General features: G+C 71.9%; 11 protein-coding genes. 4 read left to right on the forward strand and 7 right to left on the reverse strand.

Annotation, left to right across the window (positions count from 1 at the left end; translation table 11 throughout):
- Positions 1–59: 59 nt before the first annotated feature.
- On the reverse strand, positions 60–1,514 hold the full coding sequence (locus tag STRNI_RS03530) for an APC family permease (protein WP_266439954.1): 1,455 nt from the start codon (positions 1,512–1,514) through the stop codon (positions 60–62).
- Positions 1,515–1,830: 316 nt separating this feature from the next.
- The gene (locus STRNI_RS03535; RefSeq protein WP_159484297.1) at positions 1,831–3,915 is read right to left on the reverse strand and encodes a SpoIIE family protein phosphatase; all 2,085 of its coding nucleotides are present in this window, start codon (positions 3,913–3,915) and stop codon (positions 1,831–1,833) included.
- 440 nt (positions 3,916–4,355) lie between these two features.
- On the opposite strand from STRNI_RS03535, the gene STRNI_RS03540 reads away from it, so the two are divergent.
- Positions 4,356–5,903, forward strand: coding sequence for an AMP-binding protein (locus STRNI_RS03540; RefSeq protein ID WP_277410523.1), 1,548 nt, complete (start codon positions 4,356–4,358; stop codon positions 5,901–5,903).
- A gap of 55 nt (positions 5,904–5,958) precedes the next feature.
- Here the strand turns inward: STRNI_RS03540 and STRNI_RS03545 are convergent, their stop codons facing one another.
- The 3 genes from STRNI_RS03545 to STRNI_RS03555 form a co-directional block, all read right to left on the reverse strand.
- The gene (locus STRNI_RS03545; protein WP_266439951.1) at positions 5,959–6,297 is read right to left on the reverse strand and encodes a hypothetical protein; all 339 of its coding nucleotides are present in this window, start codon (positions 6,295–6,297) and stop codon (positions 5,959–5,961) included.
- Between the two features lie 153 nt (positions 6,298–6,450).
- On the reverse strand, positions 6,451–7,740 hold the full coding sequence (locus STRNI_RS03550) for a PP2C family protein-serine/threonine phosphatase (protein ID WP_381284808.1): 1,290 nt from the start codon (positions 7,738–7,740) through the stop codon (positions 6,451–6,453).
- 126 nt (positions 7,741–7,866) lie between these two features.
- On the reverse strand, positions 7,867–9,417 hold the full coding sequence (locus STRNI_RS03555) for an AbgT family transporter (RefSeq protein WP_266439948.1): 1,551 nt from the start codon (positions 9,415–9,417) through the stop codon (positions 7,867–7,869).
- A 215-nt stretch (positions 9,418–9,632) separates the two neighbouring features.
- On the opposite strand from STRNI_RS03555, the gene STRNI_RS03560 reads away from it, so the two are divergent.
- Both STRNI_RS03560 and STRNI_RS03565 read left to right on the forward strand, forming a co-directional pair.
- Complete coding sequence (locus STRNI_RS03560; protein ID WP_018092022.1) at positions 9,633–10,835, forward strand: M20 family metallopeptidase; 1,203 nt, start codon at positions 9,633–9,635, stop codon at positions 10,833–10,835.
- A gap of 52 nt (positions 10,836–10,887) precedes the next feature.
- Positions 10,888–12,015, forward strand: coding sequence for an ArsR/SmtB family transcription factor (locus tag STRNI_RS03565; protein ID WP_277410524.1), 1,128 nt, complete (start codon positions 10,888–10,890; stop codon positions 12,013–12,015).
- A 26-nt stretch (positions 12,016–12,041) separates the two neighbouring features.
- Here the strand turns inward: STRNI_RS03565 and ligD are convergent, their stop codons facing one another.
- Complete coding sequence (gene ligD / locus STRNI_RS03570) at positions 12,042–13,055, reverse strand: non-homologous end-joining DNA ligase (protein WP_093635384.1); 1,014 nt, start codon at positions 13,053–13,055, stop codon at positions 12,042–12,044.
- Positions 13,056–13,156: 101 nt separating this feature from the next.
- Here ligD and STRNI_RS03575 point away from each other — a divergent pair, with 101 nt between their 5' ends.
- Positions 13,157–14,218, forward strand: a complete 1,062-nt coding sequence (locus STRNI_RS03575; protein WP_159484305.1) for an ATP-dependent DNA ligase — start codon at positions 13,157–13,159, stop codon at positions 14,216–14,218.
- Between the two features lie 25 nt (positions 14,219–14,243).
- Here the strand turns inward: STRNI_RS03575 and STRNI_RS03580 are convergent, their stop codons facing one another.
- Entirely contained in the window at positions 14,244–15,230 is a 987-nt protein-coding gene (locus STRNI_RS03580) for an MASE1 domain-containing protein (protein WP_277413190.1), read from the reverse strand.
- Positions 15,231–15,280 lie beyond the last annotated feature (50 nt).

Consider the following 15,280-nt stretch of genomic DNA (forward strand, 5'->3'; position numbering starts at 1 on the left):
CCCGCCCGGGCACAAGCTCCGGGCGGGCGGTTCTGCGGCCTTCTACGGCCTCTACGGCTCTATGCGGGCAGCGAGCCGGCGGACTTCTCGACGGGGGCCTGCTCGTCCTCGGGAACCGAGATCACCCAGTGCGTCTCCTGGCGCGGGCGGAGGTAGCACGCCCAGTACAGGGCGGCGACGGCCACGATGACGCCCGTGATGACCAGGCTCTTGGTGCTCTGCTGGGAGAGCACCCACGCCAGCACCACGATCAGCAGCGCCGGGACCGCCGGCCACAGCGGCATCCGCCAGGCCGGCCGGTGCTTGTGCTCACCGCGGCGCGAGACCAGGGCCCCCAGGGCGACGAAGACATACATCGCGGCGACGGCCACCCCGGTGACCTCGCTCAGGGTGTCGAGGTTGACGAAGCACAGCGCCGCGCCCGGGACACCCACCGCGAGGGTGGCCGCCCAGGGGGAGCCGAAGCGCCGGCCGACGTGCGAGAAGACGCGGTTGACGGCGGTCGGCCAGGCCGCGTCGCGCGCCGAGGAGAAGACCACGCGGGAGTTCTGGATCACCATCACGATCGCCGCGTTGATGATCGCCAGGGCGATACAGAGGCTGACGAAGGTGCCGGTGCCCGAGTTGCTCCAGTCCTGCACCATGCCGGCGACGTCACCGGCGCCGAGCGTCTTCAGGTCGGGGGCGCCGAGGGTGATCGCGACCACGGGGATCAGGACGACGGCCACGCCGATGGCGAGGGTCCACAGCACGGTGCGGGAGACGTTGCGGCGGGGGTTGTCCATCTCCTCGGCGAGGTACACGGCGGTGGAGAAGCCCTGCAGGATGAAGAGCGCGGTGGCCAGTCCGGTCACGATGAGCCCTGCGGTGACGGCGGTGCTGGTTCCGTCTCCGGCGTCGATCACGGGGTTCACCAGCACGGACGCCGAGCGCTGGGTGTGGGTGAAGCCCAGGAAGGCGACGACCGCGCAGGCCACCACCTCCAGCACCAGGAAGATGCCGGTGATCCAGGCGTTGGCGCGCAGGTCGAGCAGGCCCATCGCGGTGGCCAGCAGCATCACGCCGGCGGCGGTGAACTGCGGATCCAGTTGCACGACCGGCGCCAGGTACTCGGCGGTGCCCAGGGCGATGATGGGCGGAACGATCATGACGACGATCAGCGAGAGTATGAAAACCAGCCACCCCGCCAGGCGGCCCATGAGCGTGCCGACCATGGCGTACTCGCCGCCGGAGCTGGGGATCAGGGTGCCGAGCTCGGAGTAGGTGAAGGCCACCCCGATACACAGCAGGGCCGCGACGGCGATGGTCAGTGCGGTGCCCGTGCCCAGGCCGGCGAAGGAGTCCGGCACGATCACGAAGAGCGAGGACGCCGGGGTCAGACAGGACAGCGTGAGCAGCGTGCCGCCGACCACACCGATCGACCGGGTGAGTTGGGGGGTGCTGGAGGCGTCCCCCTCCGTCGCGCTTCGGGTGTCCCGCTCAGGTGCTGCGGAGGCAACAGGCGTGTAGGGCATATCGGTATCCGTATCCCATCGGTGCTGGGCGGCAGGAGGGGTGGCGCTTGGGGGAAGAGCACCGCAAAGCGGTGCGGACCCGGCATCCAAAAGGCCCCGCTTCGGTGACCGAATAAAACCCCTGCCGACGACTCACGTCAAGGTCTCGTTAAGGCTCTCTGGCAACGAAATCCGCAGCCTTAGAAGCCTCTCTAAACGCTTATTCATGATCCATCGTGGAAATTAAGCGGAATCCGCGTCCGGGCGAGTGGTACGGATTCCCCGTGGGGAGCCGCCGGATCCATGGCCGATCCCGCCGGAGCCGCTGCCCGTGCCGTCAGTCCTTGTGTGCATGCACACGGGCGATGAGCAGCGCGACGTCATCGTGGTCGTGCTCATCGCGCAGGGCCCCCAGGAGGCGGTCGCACAGCCCCTCCAGATCGTGCTGGGGCGCGGCCAGCAGTCCCAGGAGGGTGTCCAGGCGGGCGTCGATGGGCTGGTCCCGGGTTTCGATCAACCCGTCGGTGTAGAGCACCAGTTGGTCGTCTTCGCGGAGCGGCACCGTGGTCTGCTCGAAGGGGACGCCACCGACCCCGAGCGGCGCGCCGGTGGGCAGATCGAGCAACTCGGGCGGCCGGTCCGGCCGTACGACGATGGGGGGCAGATGCCCGGCGACGGCGATCCGGCACTCCATGCGGTGCGGGTCGTACACGGCGTACAGGCAGGTGGCGAAGGCCGGGTCGAGGCCGACGGCGATGTGGTCGAGGTGGCGGAGCACTTCGGCGGGGTCGAGGTCGAGGTCGGCCAGGGCGCGGGCGGTGGTGCGCAGCTGGCCCATGGTGGCGGCGGCGTTGATACCGCTGCCCATCACATCACCGACCACCAGCGCGGTCTTGTCGCCGGCCACCGGGATGGCGTCGAACCAGTCGCCGCCGACCTCGCTGGCGGCCTGGGCGGGCTGGTAACGGTAGGCGATCTCCATGGCCGTGGGCTGCGGCGGCCGGTGGTTCATCAGATGGCGCTGGAGGGTGAGCGCGGTACGGCGTTCGCTCTGGTACGACCGGGCGTTGTCGATGCACACCGCCGCCCGGGCGGCCAGTTCGACGGCGAGCACCGCATCGTCCTCGTCGAACGGCAGCGGATTGCGGACGCGGTACAGCGACAGCGCGCCGAGGACCTCACCGCGGGCGATCAGCGGCACGGCGAGGTAGGAGTGCAGTCCGGCCTTGCCGAGGAGCGCGGCACCCTGCGGGTCGGCGGCGATATGCGGCAGATCGTCCGCGCTCACCCGCGGGACCAGCACCGGACGGGCCTCGGTCACACACCGGGTGATCAGCCGGTCGGCCTCGTAGGAGGCGATCTGGCCGGTGGGGTCGGCGGCCCGGACGGCTTCGGTGGAGTAGGCCGCGGACACGGCGAGCGCCCGGAAGCGGGCCGGGCCGCCACGGGACAGCGAGGTCGGGCGCCGGCCGTCCAGTACGGCGTCGAGGACGTCGACCGCGGCCATGTCCGCCAGCTCGGGCACGATCACATCGGCCAGTTCGTGGGCGGTCTGGTCGACGTCGAGGGTGGTGCCGACGGTGGCGGAGGCGTCGGCGATGACGGCCAGCCGCCGGCGGGCGCGGGCGGCCTCGGTGGCGGAGCGGTGCTGCTCGGTGACGTCCACGACGGAGGTGGCCAGCCCCAGCACCCGGCCGTGGGGGTCCTCCAGCCGGTAATACGACACCGACCAGGCCCGGTCGGCGTTGGGGTCGGCGGCGGTGCGGCCGACGGTGTACTGGTCGAGCAGTGGCGTACCGGTGTCGAGGACCGCGCGCATGCTTCTCACTATGGTGTCGGTGTCCAGGAAGGACAGCGCCTCCCGGACATCGCGGCCGATGTGCTGGTCGGCGGGCAGATCGTTGATGCGCTCCAGCGCCGGGTTGACCATCACGAAGCGCAGCGAGGTGTCCAGGACCGCCAGGCCGATCGGCGACTGGGCCACCAGGCGGACGGACAGCGCCAGATCCCGCTCCACCCGGCGCAGGACGGCCTGGTCGGTGGCGATGCCCAGGGCGTAGGACTCACCGCGCTCGTCCAGCAGCCGCATGTTGCGGAACTCGACGAGCCGGGTGCTGCCGTCCTTGTGCTGGACCGGGAAGACCCCGGCCCAGCTCTCCCCGCCCGCCATGACCTGGGAGAACAGCCCCAGCACCAGATCGAAGTGCTCCGGTCCGACCAGCAGCTGCGCGGCGGGGCGGCCCAGCGCCTCCTCCGCGGTCCAGCCGAACAGCGCCTCGGCCTGCGGGCTCCACAGGGTGATCCGTCCGTCCGCGTCCAGCATCACCGCGGCCACGCCCAGCACGTCCAGCAGGCCGCCGGGCTGCCCCGGTGTGGCCCCCACAGGGGCAGCACCTTCGGGGAACGCGTCGGTCGCACCCATCCAGGCACTCCTTCCGCCGGTCATCACAGACCGACAGCCGTGGCGCTCTCCGTACATCGGCCGGTTCTCGCTGTGCTTCCGTTGCTCCCCATCATCTCTCGACACGGGACGGACCCGCAGGGAGAGCGAGATCCGCAGGGCATCCGCGTCCCGTGCGCGAGGGAGCATTATCCGCCGTGATTCCCAGGTGGGCGACCGTGTTGACGATATTCGGGGCGATGATTCCGGCCGGGGTTCCGGGGTGGGCGGCCGGGGCGGTGGCCGTACGCCGCAAGGCCGGCGGGCCGCCGTGGCCCCGCCCGCCCTCCTGACCCGGAAGTCCGGCTTGGAGATGTTGATCTCCAGCGACTACCCTGACTTTAGTTGCCTCTGGCAACTAAACGAACATCCGGCGCAGGTGCCCGCACGCACCCGCCGGCGTCAGGAGGAAGCCCGCAATCATGCCCATCGCCGCCCGGACATTCCGTACCTACGTGGAGGAGAACCTCGATGCACTTAGCGCCGACCCGGCGCGCGAGGCCCTGGTCCACCAGGGCCGCCGCGTCACCGCAGGCGAGTTCCGCTCACTGGTCCACCGCCTGGCACGCGCCCTGCGCGCCCGGGGCGTCGACCGCGGAGCGACCGTCACCCTGCTCAGCGGCAACCTCCCCGAGGCCGTCGCCGCCCGCTACGCCGCCAATCTGATCGGCGCCCGGGTCAACCACCTCTACAACAAGCTGTCCGCCGAGTCCCAGGCCGCCATCGTCCGCGATGTCGAGACCCGGGCCCTGATCGTCGACCCGCGGTATGCCGAACGGGCCGCCGAGGTCACCGAGTTGGCGCCGGTGCCGGACGTCCTCGTCCTCGGCCCCGCGAAGCTGGGCGCGGATCTGCTGGAGCTGGCGGCCGGACAGTCCGACGAGCCGTTCGCGAGCCGGGCCCGGCCCGACGATGTGTGCACCATCCGCCACACCGGCGGCACCACCGGCCACCCGAAGGGCATCTGCACCACCTTCGAGCAGGCACGCTGGTTCCACGGAGTGCTGCCGCAGCAGCCGGAGTTCGAGCGCCGGCAGCTGGTCTGCACCACCCTCGCGCACGCCGCGGGCATGATGGCCGACAGCACGCTGCACGCGGGCGGCGCCGTCGTCCTGCTCGACGACTTCGACCCCGGCACGGTGCTCACGGCCATCGCCCAGGAGCGCATCACCGAGATGTTCCTGCTGCCGCCGCTGCTCTATCAGCTGATGGACCACCCGGACGCACCGCACACCGACACCTCCAGCCTGCGGATGCTGACGTACGGCGGCTGCCAGGCGTCCCCGGCCCGGATAGCCGACGCGGTACGGGCGTTCGGCCCGGTGCTGATGCAGGGTTACGGGCAGAACGAGGCCGGCGGCATCAGCGTGCTCACCCAGGAGGACCACGACCCGCGGCGCCCCGACCGGCTGCGCTCGGCGGGCAAGGTGCTGCCCGACGTCGAGGTGGCGATCCGCGACGAGGCGGGCCGCGATCTGCCGGCCGGTGAGCACGGGGAGGTCTGTGTGCGCTCCGCCATGATCATGAAGGGGTACTGGAAGCAGCCCGAGCTGACCGCCGAGGTGCTGCGGGACGGCTGGCTGCACACGGGAGACATCGGATTCCTCGACGACGAGGGGTTCTTGACCATCGTCGACCGGCTCAAGGACATGATCGTCGTGGTCGGCGGCCATGTGTACACCACCGAGCTGGAGGACCTGCTGAACTCGCACCCGCAGGTACTGCAGAGCGCGGTGTTCGGGGTCCGTGACGCCGACCGGATGGAGCGGGTGCACGCCGCGGTGGTACGGGCGCCCGGCAGCGACGTCGACGGACAGCAGCTGCGCGCGATGGTGTGCGCGGAGCGCGGCGCGATGTACGAACCGCACCGGGTCACCTTCGTCGAGGCGCTGCCGCTCACCGATGCCGGCAAGCCGGACAAGAAGGAGCTGCGCCGGCGGGCCGAGCAGGAGGCCGACACCCTGGCATGACAGCGACGAGCCGCCGCAGCCAAGGGCTGCGGCGGCCTGTCAGTGCTGCTGCCGGTCAGAGGATGCCCAGCAGGCCGAAGGGGAAGCCCCCGAAGCCGTAGCCGTAGTTGCCGCAGCCGTTGTAGCCGTTGTGGCCGCCGAAGCCGTTGTAACCGCCGAAGCCGCCGAAGCCGCCGAAGCCGCCGAAGCCGTTGAAGCCGTTGTAGCCGCCGTTGTGGTGGCAGTGGTGCCAGTGGTGGTGATGGTGACGACCGTGGTGGTGACGACCGTGGTGGTCGCCGTTTGACGATGCGGCCGGCGCCTGCGGGGTGGCCGAAGCCATGCCGGCGAGCGGGAGGACGGTAGCGGCGGCAAGGGCCGCGGTGGCCACGGAGCGGCCTATGAACTTGCGCATTGCGTTTCTCCTGTGTGGCAGGAAATCTGACATTCGATGAGTACCGCGCCTCACCGAAAACCCTGCAGACACGACGGAGAGCCACTCCAACGGCCCCAAGAATTGCTCCAGTCGCGGCAATGAATCGGTAAAGCGAACCGCTGAAAGGCCTGGTCAGAGCCGGATGATGACAAGGGCCGCGTCATCGGTCGCCCCACCGGGCGGCAGCAGCTCGGCCAGCAGCGCGTCGGCGAGCGCCTCGGCATCGGCGCCGCGGTGCCGGGTGAGCGCATCGGCCAGCCGTCCCAGACCGACGTCGATGTCCTCGCGGCGGCGCTCGATCAGACCGTCCGTGTACAGGGCCAGCACGGCGTCGTCGCCGAAGGTCACGCGCGCCTCGGGGCGCTCCACATGCTCGGGCCGCGCGCCCAACGGCGGGTCGGTCGCCCGGTCCAGCAGTTCCACGGTGCCGTCCGGGTGCAGAAGGGCCGGCGGTGGATGGCCGGCGCTGCTGTAGGCGATGGTGTGTGTGGTCCAGTCGATGAAGGCCTGCACCGCGGTGGTGGATTCCGCGCCGTCCACCGAGCGCGCATAGATGCCCAGCACCTCCAGCGCCCGGGCGGGCCCGGCGACGACCCGGGCGGCGGCGCTCAGCGCGCTGCGGAGCTGGCCCATGACGCAGGCGGCGGCCAGACCGTTGCCCACGACGTCGCCGACGGCCACCGCCATCCGGTCCCCCGGCAGCTCGGCCAGGTCGTACCAGTCGCCGCAGACATTGAGCGCACCGACCGCGGGGTGGTAGCGCACCGCGGCGCGATGGTGCCCCACGGGCTGTGGCGCCGGCAGCATCGCCTCCTGGAGAGCCAGCACCACCTCCCGCTCCCAGTCATTGGCCTGCCGCAGCCGCTCGTTGACCTCTTGGAGCTCCTGGGCGCGGGTGTAGAGCTCGGCCGCCATCCGCTCCCGGTCGCCGACGCGGTCCCCGGCACCGGCCCGGACGGTCTCGGTCACCTCCTCGACCCGGTGCACGATCAGCTGCACCCGCCCGTCGGCGTCGAGCACCGGCGCGTTGACCGGACTCCAGTACCGCTCCTCGAACACGCCCGGCCGGCCGGGCGCCTCGACGTCATAGCGCTGCAGCGCCATGGTGTCGGGCGCCCCTGAGGCCACCACCCGCTCCAGGGACGCCCGGAGATTGCGCGTACCGGACGCGTCGGGGTCGTCCGGGTTGTCGGGGAAGACCTCGAAGAGGAAGCGGCCGATCAGCTGGCCGCGTTCGCGGCCGGCCCGCCGCAGCAGCGCCTCGTTGGCATCGGCGATCACCAACTCCGGGGTGATCAGCAGTATGGCGCCCGGCAGTGCCTGGAAGACCGCCGCGTAGTCGATGCCGGAGGTGCTCTCGGGACGCCGCGCCGCCCCCGCCCCGGCGTCCCGTCCCTCCGGTGCGTTCCTGTCGTGCGCCACGTGCGGAATGGTCCCGCCCCGGCGGGCCGGCCGCATGCCGGGACAGGCGGGCCCGCGCCCCGTCGGCCCGCGAACGGCGTGGCCGGTCCCGTGCGGTGCCGGCCGTGGCGGGTGCCGCCGTTCGGGTCAGCGCACCGGAGCGCCCGGTCCCAGGGGGATGCCGAGCAGCCACCAGACGACGAACAGCGCCGTCCAGACGAGCAGCATCGCCATCGCGACCGGCAGGGTGCAGGACACCAGGGTGCCGATGCCGGCCTGCTTCTTACGGGTCTGGAGGAAGCCGACCGTGAGGATGAAGGTGGTGCTCATGGGAGTGATCGAATTCGTGCAGGAGTCGGCGATCCGGTAGAGCGCCATCGTGGTCGCCGGGTTGATGTGCAGCAGCATCAGCATCGGGACCAGCACCGGCGCGACCAGGGCCCACAGCGCCTGACCGCTGGTGATCAGCAGATTCAGACCGGCGACGGCGGCGATCAGGACGAGGAAGAGGACCAGGGTGGGGGCACCCAGGTCACGGAGGGCGTCGGCACCGCGGACCGCGACATAGGTGCCGATGTTCGTCCACTTGAAGAGCGCGACGAACTGCGAGACCGCGAAGAAGATCACCAGCAGCGGTGCGATGGAGCGCAGCCCGTCCGCCATGAAGGCCGGTACGTCCTGGCCGGCCGAGACACTGCCCGTGAGCCTGCCGTACACCAGGCCGATGACCAGGAAGAACAGTGCCAGAAAGACCGCGATGTGGTCGAAGAGCGGGGACGCGATGACCGCGCCGTCCGCGGCACGCAGCGGTGAGTGCCGTGGGAGCGTGGCGAGCGCGATCAGCGCCCAGTAGCCGAGGGCGGCCCAGCCCGTGAGCTTCAGTGCCCGGATCTCGCGGGGGCCGGGGGCGGGCCGTACGGCGTCACCGGCGGCCCCGGCCGTGGCGTCGTCGGGCTCCAGGGTGTGCTCGCGGCGCGACAGCACACGCTCCACCACGAAGGTGATCACCAGGGCCAGGACGACGGCCGACACGGTGGTGAAGTACATGTTGTCGGTCGGGCGCACCACGGCGTCCGGAGACACCGTGCGCGCCGCCTCGGTCGCCATCGCCGCGAAGGCCGCGTCGCCCGGCGCGATCAGAGGATTGGCGTCGCCGGCCGCGTTGATGGAGACAAAGGCGACGATCATGCCGAGGAGGGGTGAGCGGCCCACGGTCTGGAACGCGATGGCGCCCAGCGGGATCAGGATGATGTAGGCGGAGTCGGAGAGGAATTTCGACAGCGCACCGGCCAGGGCCACCGCCAGCACCACATAGGTGGCGGGCACCCGGGCGAGCGCCCGGCGGGCCAGGGTCTCGAAGAAGCCCGCGCGTTCGGCGACCGCGACGCCCAGCATGATCAGGGTGACGGTGCCCAGAGGGCCGAAGGTGACGAAGTTTTCCTCGATCATCGAGAGGAACTCGCGGGCACCGCCGGCCGACAGCACCGTCCGTACGGCGAGGCTCTTGCCCGTCCCCGGCTCGGTGACCCGCAGTCCGCCCGCGGCCATCGCCCAGCTCGCCAGCGCGGTGACCGCTAGGAGGATCCAGAACAGCCAGAAGGGATGCGGCAGCCGGTTCCCGGTGCGCTCGATCGCGCCCAGAAACCTGCTGAATCTCGGTGGTACGGGGTCGACGGCGGTGGTGTCCACTGCTGCCATGGCGGCCCTCCTGGCGGTGGCGGTCTGAGGTGCGGCGACCTTACGAGCAGCCGGGGACAGTCTGACCAGGGTTACCAGGGGCGCGGTAATCGAGGTCCGGTGGAGCGGCCGGGACGGCAGGGTCGGGGGAGAACGCGCCTGCGCCCTGCGCCGCACCGGAGCGCAGCGGCGTACCGGAGCCCGTCGCTCCCCGCCCTTCGTACCCAGGAGACCCGTTGTCCGCTGCCGCCCCCTCCCCCGCCGTCCCGCCCCGTGCCCTCTCCGCCGAGGTCGCCGCCCTGCGGCCCCGTATGGAACGGGTCAGCCGGGCGATCCATGCCGAGCCGGAGCTGAAGTTCGAGGAGTTCGCCGCCCAGAAGCTGCTGACCGAGTGGCTGGCGGAGGCGGGCTTCGCGGTGGCGGCGCCGGCCGGCGGTCTCGGGACGGCGTTCGTGGCCACGCATGAGGGATCTACGCCCGGCCCGTATGTCGCGGTGCTCGCCGAGTACGACGCGCTGCCCGGCATCGGGCACGGCTGCGGGCACAACCTCATCGCCTCGGGCGGTGCGGCCGCCGCGATCGCCGCGGTCCGGGCCCTGCCCGACCACCCGGGGACCGTCGCGGTGATCGGCACCCCCGGGGAAGAAATGGGCGGCGCGGGCAAGATCCGGCTGGCGCGGGCGGGCGTCTTCGACGGGGTGGACGCGGCGGTGATGTTCCACCCGGCGGACCGGTCGCTGACCACCCGGCACGGCCTGGCGGCGGCACATCTGCGGGTCGGTTTCACCGGGGTCAGCGCCCATGCGGCCAAGTCCCCCTGGGAGGGCCGGAGCGCGCTGGCCGCCGCCCAGCTCTTCCTCAACGCCCTTGATTCGCTGCGGCAGTTCATGCCGCCCACCGCCCGGATCCACGGGATCGTCACGGATGGCGGCCAGGCCCCGAACGTCGTCCCGGCCGACGCCGCGGTCGATCTGTACGTCCGCGACCGGACCGCGGCGTCCGCCGAGGCGCTGGTCGCCCGGGTCGAGCGGGCCGCGCACGGAGTGGCCATGGCCACCGAGACCACGGCCGAGGTGTCCGAGACCGGTCCGATGTACGCGGACCGCCGCAACAACACGGTGCTCGCGGAGCGCTTCGGGCAGACCGTGCGGGCGCTCGGCCTGGACATCGTGCCGGGTGATCCGGCCACCCCGGCCGGCTCCTCCGACATCGGCAACCTCTCCCAGCTCCTCCCGGTGATCCACCCGTATGTGCAGATCGCCGAGCGGGGGACGCCGGGCCACTCGGAGGCGATGCGGGAGGCGGCCGCCACCGCGTACGCCCACGACCGTACGGAGATCGCGGCGACCGGACTGGCCCGGGTGGTGCTCGATCTGCTCACCGAGCCGGGGTTCCTGTCGGCGGTGCGGGCGGAGTTCGACGCCGCCGAGGCGGTCTGACCTGCTGCGCACCGGCCGGGAGGAGAGGCCCGGCCGGTCGTAGACTCCCGGCATGTCCGTCGTCATCGTCCTGGAGGGGGCCGGCCCCGGGTCCTTCACGGTGGCGGTCTCCCCGCTCGCGGAGCTCTCCGCCTGTCTGCACGCGCTGACCGGGTCCGCCCACCATCCGCAGCTGCGGGAGTGGGCCACGGCGGTCACCGACGGCGCGTCCGGTGCCCTCCGCGCCGGGCTCCACCGCTTCTCCCCGTTGTGGTCCGCGTTGCGCTGGCGGGGTTTCTATCCGGGGCTCGACGGGACGGCGGCGGGCGGCACCCGGCCGGTGGCCGGCGGGCTGGACGAGCAGCTCCAGGGCCTGGCCGGGCTGCCGGTCGCGCGGTTCGCGGAGCTGACGGCCTTCGCCTGTGTGAGCGGCTACCGGGGTTTTGACTTCTCCCGGCTGCTGCACTCCGCCGGGCAGCGGGCGGCCCTCGGCCATGCCGTCGCCGCGCTCTCCGCCGAGCGGCGGGCGCTGGCCGCTGAGCTGCTGCGGGACCCCGAGCGCTGCCGCGACGGTCTGCTGGTCTTTCTCGACCGGTGCCGGGCGGAGTTCTTCACCCAGGCCTGGGCCGACACCGAGCCGGAACTGCTCCGCTCCGCGCACACCGTCCGCGGGCGGCTGACGGCCGGAGGCGGGTGGGGCCCGGCCGGCACCGACGAACTGTCAGCCGCGCTCGCCTCGCTCAGCCCCGACGCCTCCCGGCTCACCGGACCGCCGCGGGTGGTGTTCGACAAGCTCCACCACTCGGTGATCACCCCGGCCCGCACCCCCGTCCTCCTCGTCCCCTCCCGCCACAACTCACCGCATCTGGTGGTCAAGAACGAGCCGGGTCTGCCGCCCGTACTGCACTATCCGGTCGACGCCCCCGAAGTGGGGGTCACGCTCGCCCGCAGCCGGATGCTGGCACTGACCGATCCGCGGCGGGTGCGGCTGTGCCGGCTGATCGCCCGGGAGTCGATGACCACGCTCGATCTGGCGGCCCGGCTGTCGATGACCGCGCCCCAGGTCTCCCGTCATCTGCGGGCCCTGCGCGATCTGGGCCTGGTGCGGACGGAGCGCAGCGGCCGCTTCGTCCTCTACCGGCTCGATCTCGCGGCGGTCGAGCGCCTCGGGCAGGACGTCGTCACGGGGCTGCAGCACTGACCCGCCGCGGGCCGGCCCGCGCGCCCTCAGCGCTTACGGGCCCGGCTCGGCTGCACCCGGGACGGCTCCCCCGGCATCTTCGGATGGTCGGGCGGATAGGGCAGATCGCCGAGCCCCTCGTCCGCCGCCTGCCGGTCCGCGAGCTCCAGGACGGACTCCAGGCCGAAGGCGTGCTCCGCCATGTCCGCGTGCAGATCGCCGAGTTCCGCGAACCGCGGCGGGACCGTCCGCAGATCGAAGTCCTCGGGGGCGGCGTCGGACAGCTCGTCCCAGTGCAGCGGGGTGGAGACGGTCGCGCGGGGCCGGGCGCGCAGTGAGTAGGCGGAGGCGATGGTCCGGTCCCGGGCCATCTGGTTGTAGTCGACGAAGACCTTCTCGCCGCGTTCCTCCTTCCACCACGCCGAGGTCACCAGATCCGGCATCCGGCGCTCCAGCGCCCGCGCCACGGTGATCGCGGCCCGTCTGACCTCGGTGAAGGTCCAGCGCGGCTGGATCGGTACATAGACGTGCAGTCCGCGGCCGCCGGAGGTCTTCGGCCAGCCTCGCAGCCCGTGCTCCGCCAGCAGCTCGCGCAGGACGAAGGCGACCTTGACGGCGTCCGCGAAGTCGGTGCCGGGCTGCGGGTCGAGGTCGATCCGCAGCTCGTCGGGGTGCTCGGTGTCCCCGCGGCGGACCGGCCAGGGATGGAACGTCAGACACCCCAGGTTGGCGGCCCAGAGCACGGCCGCCGGTTCGGTGGGGCACATCTCGTCGGCGAACCGTCCGCTCGGGAAGGCGATACGGGCCGTGGGCAGCCAGTCCGGCATCCCCTTGGGCGCCCGCTTCTGGTAGAAGAACTCGCCCTCGACGCCGTCGGGGAAGCGCTGCATGGTGGTGGGCCGGTCGCGCAGGCCCCGCAGCACCCCCTCGGCGACGGCGAGGTAGTACTGCGCGACGTCCATCTTGGTGAAGCCGCGCTCCGGGTAATACGTCTTGTCGGGGTGCGACAGGCGCACCTTTCGCCCCGCGACGTCCAGTTCGACAGCTCCGGCTCCGGCCATGACTCCACGTTAAGTACCGTGCGCCGCCGCCGCGCGCCGGAAGGACTGCGGGCCCGGCCGCCCGGCGCGCGGGAACCGTCCGCAGCCCGCAGGATCGGGACATGGACCTGCCCGTCATGCCCCCGGTCTCCCCCATGCTCGCGAAGCTGGTGGCCGACATTCCCGCCGGCATGCAGTACGAGGCCAAGTGGGACGGCTTCCGCGTCATCGTCTTCCGGGACGGCGAGGACGTCGAGATCGCCAGCCGTACCACGAAATCGCTCACCCGTTACTTCCCCGAGGTGGTCCGGGCGGCCCGGGCGGAGCTGCCCCGGCGCTGCGTCGTCGACGGCGAGATCGTGATCGCCCATGACGGCCGGCTGCACTTCGAGGAGCTGCTGGAGCGCATCCACCCGGCGGACTCCCGGGTCCGTACGCTCGCCGAGCGGACGCCCGCCTCGCTCGTCGCCTTCGATCTGCTGGCCCTCGACTCCGCCGCGCTGGTGCACGAGCCGCAGTCGGCGCGCCGGGAAGCCCTGGTCGAGGCGCTGCGGCCGGCCCGTGCACCGGTGTACACCGCGCCCGCGACAAGGGACCAGGAGCTGGCGCGCAGCTGGTTCACACAGTTCGAGGGGGCGGGGCTGGACGGGGTGGTCGCCAAGCCGCTGGATCTGCCGTACCGGCCGGGCGACCGGGCCATGTTCAAGATCAAGCATGCCCGCACCGCCGACTGCGTCGTCGCGGGGTACCGGCTGCACAAGAGCGGGCCGGTGGTCGGGTCCCTGCTGCTGGGGCTGCATGACAGCGCCGGGCAGCTGCAGCATGTCGGGGTGTGCGCCTCGTTCCCCATGGCCAAGCGGCGCAAGCTGGTCGACGAGCTGGAGCCGCTGCGGATGGACGATGTCTCGGGCCATCCCTGGGGCGAGTGGACCGATGAGGCGGCGCATGCGTCGCGGCGGATGCCGGGCGGGCCCAGCCGCTGGAGCGGCGGCAAGGATCTGTCGTGGGTGCCGCTGCGCCCGGAGTGGGTGTGCGAGGTCGCCTACGACCACATGGAGGGCAGCCGCTTCCGGCACACCGCCCAGTTCCGCCACTGGCGTCCCGACCGTACGCCGGAGAGCTGCACCTATGCCCAGCTGGAGGAGCCGGTGGGCTACGACCTGGAGGAACTGCTGCGGGGCTGACCGCAGGGACGGCGCGGGCGGCGGGTCAGCCGTCCTCCCCCTCCGGCGGCCACCGGCGCCGGCTCTCCCCGGGGGCGAGCCGGTCCACCACGTCGGCCAGTTCGCGGCAGGCCTGCTCGATCTTGCGGCGGATGCTGTTCTGCTCGGTGACGATGGCCGCCAGCAGCAGCGCGGTGAGCGCCGCGGACGTGTTGAGCGCCTGCAGGTTGACCATCGCCTCCAGCAGGCTCTGGCCCTCGAACGGTCCGGTGCGGCGCGTCGCCGCCATGATGGCCAGGACGGACACCAGCAGCACACAGGGCGCCGCCCCCGCGAGCTGGAAGCGCAGCGCCGCCCACACGATCAGCGGAAAGACCAGGAACAGCAGTGAGAGCTCGCTGGTGACCGCCACCAGCGAGACCGCGACCGACGCGACCAGCAGGGCCGTGGCCTCGGCCCACCGATGGGCGGGGACGCCCTGCGGCCACCGGACCTTGCGGCAGGCGAGGACGAGCGGGGTGACGACGAGGATGCCCATGGCGTCGCCCACCCACCACGCCGCCCAGGTCCGCCAGAAGCCGCCGGCCGGCAGCGCACCGCTGAGGAGAAGCGTCCCGCTGCCCACCGTCGCGCTGATCAGCATCCCGGCGAAGGCGCCGAGGGCGACCAGCGCCACCCCGTCGCGCAGCCGGTCGAGCCCGGTATGGAAGCCCACCCGACGGAGCATCAAGTAGGCGCACACCGGGGCCAGGGTGTTGCCCGCCATGATGCCGAGGACCGAGACATCGAGCGGGCTGAGGGAGGCGACGACCAGAAGTGTGCCGAGGGCGATGCCGGGCCAGGTCCACAGGCCCAGGAGCAGCAGACAGCTCAGGGAGATGCCGGTGGGCGGCCATAACGGTGTGACCCGGGCACCCGCGATCACCACCTGCTCCAGCAGCCCGATCTGTGCGGTCCCGTAGTAGACACCGGCGAGCACGAGGATCGTCAGGGCTGCCGGTGCGAGACGGCGGAGTTCCTCGGTGCGCACCACATCAGCCATCAGACAACGCGGACCGCCGGGCGCCGTCCGCGACACGCGCG

It is taken from the genome of Streptomyces nigrescens, from assembly GCF_027626975.1.
In the GTDB taxonomy this organism is placed as follows: Bacteria; Actinomycetota; Actinomycetes; order Streptomycetales; family Streptomycetaceae; genus Streptomyces; species Streptomyces nigrescens.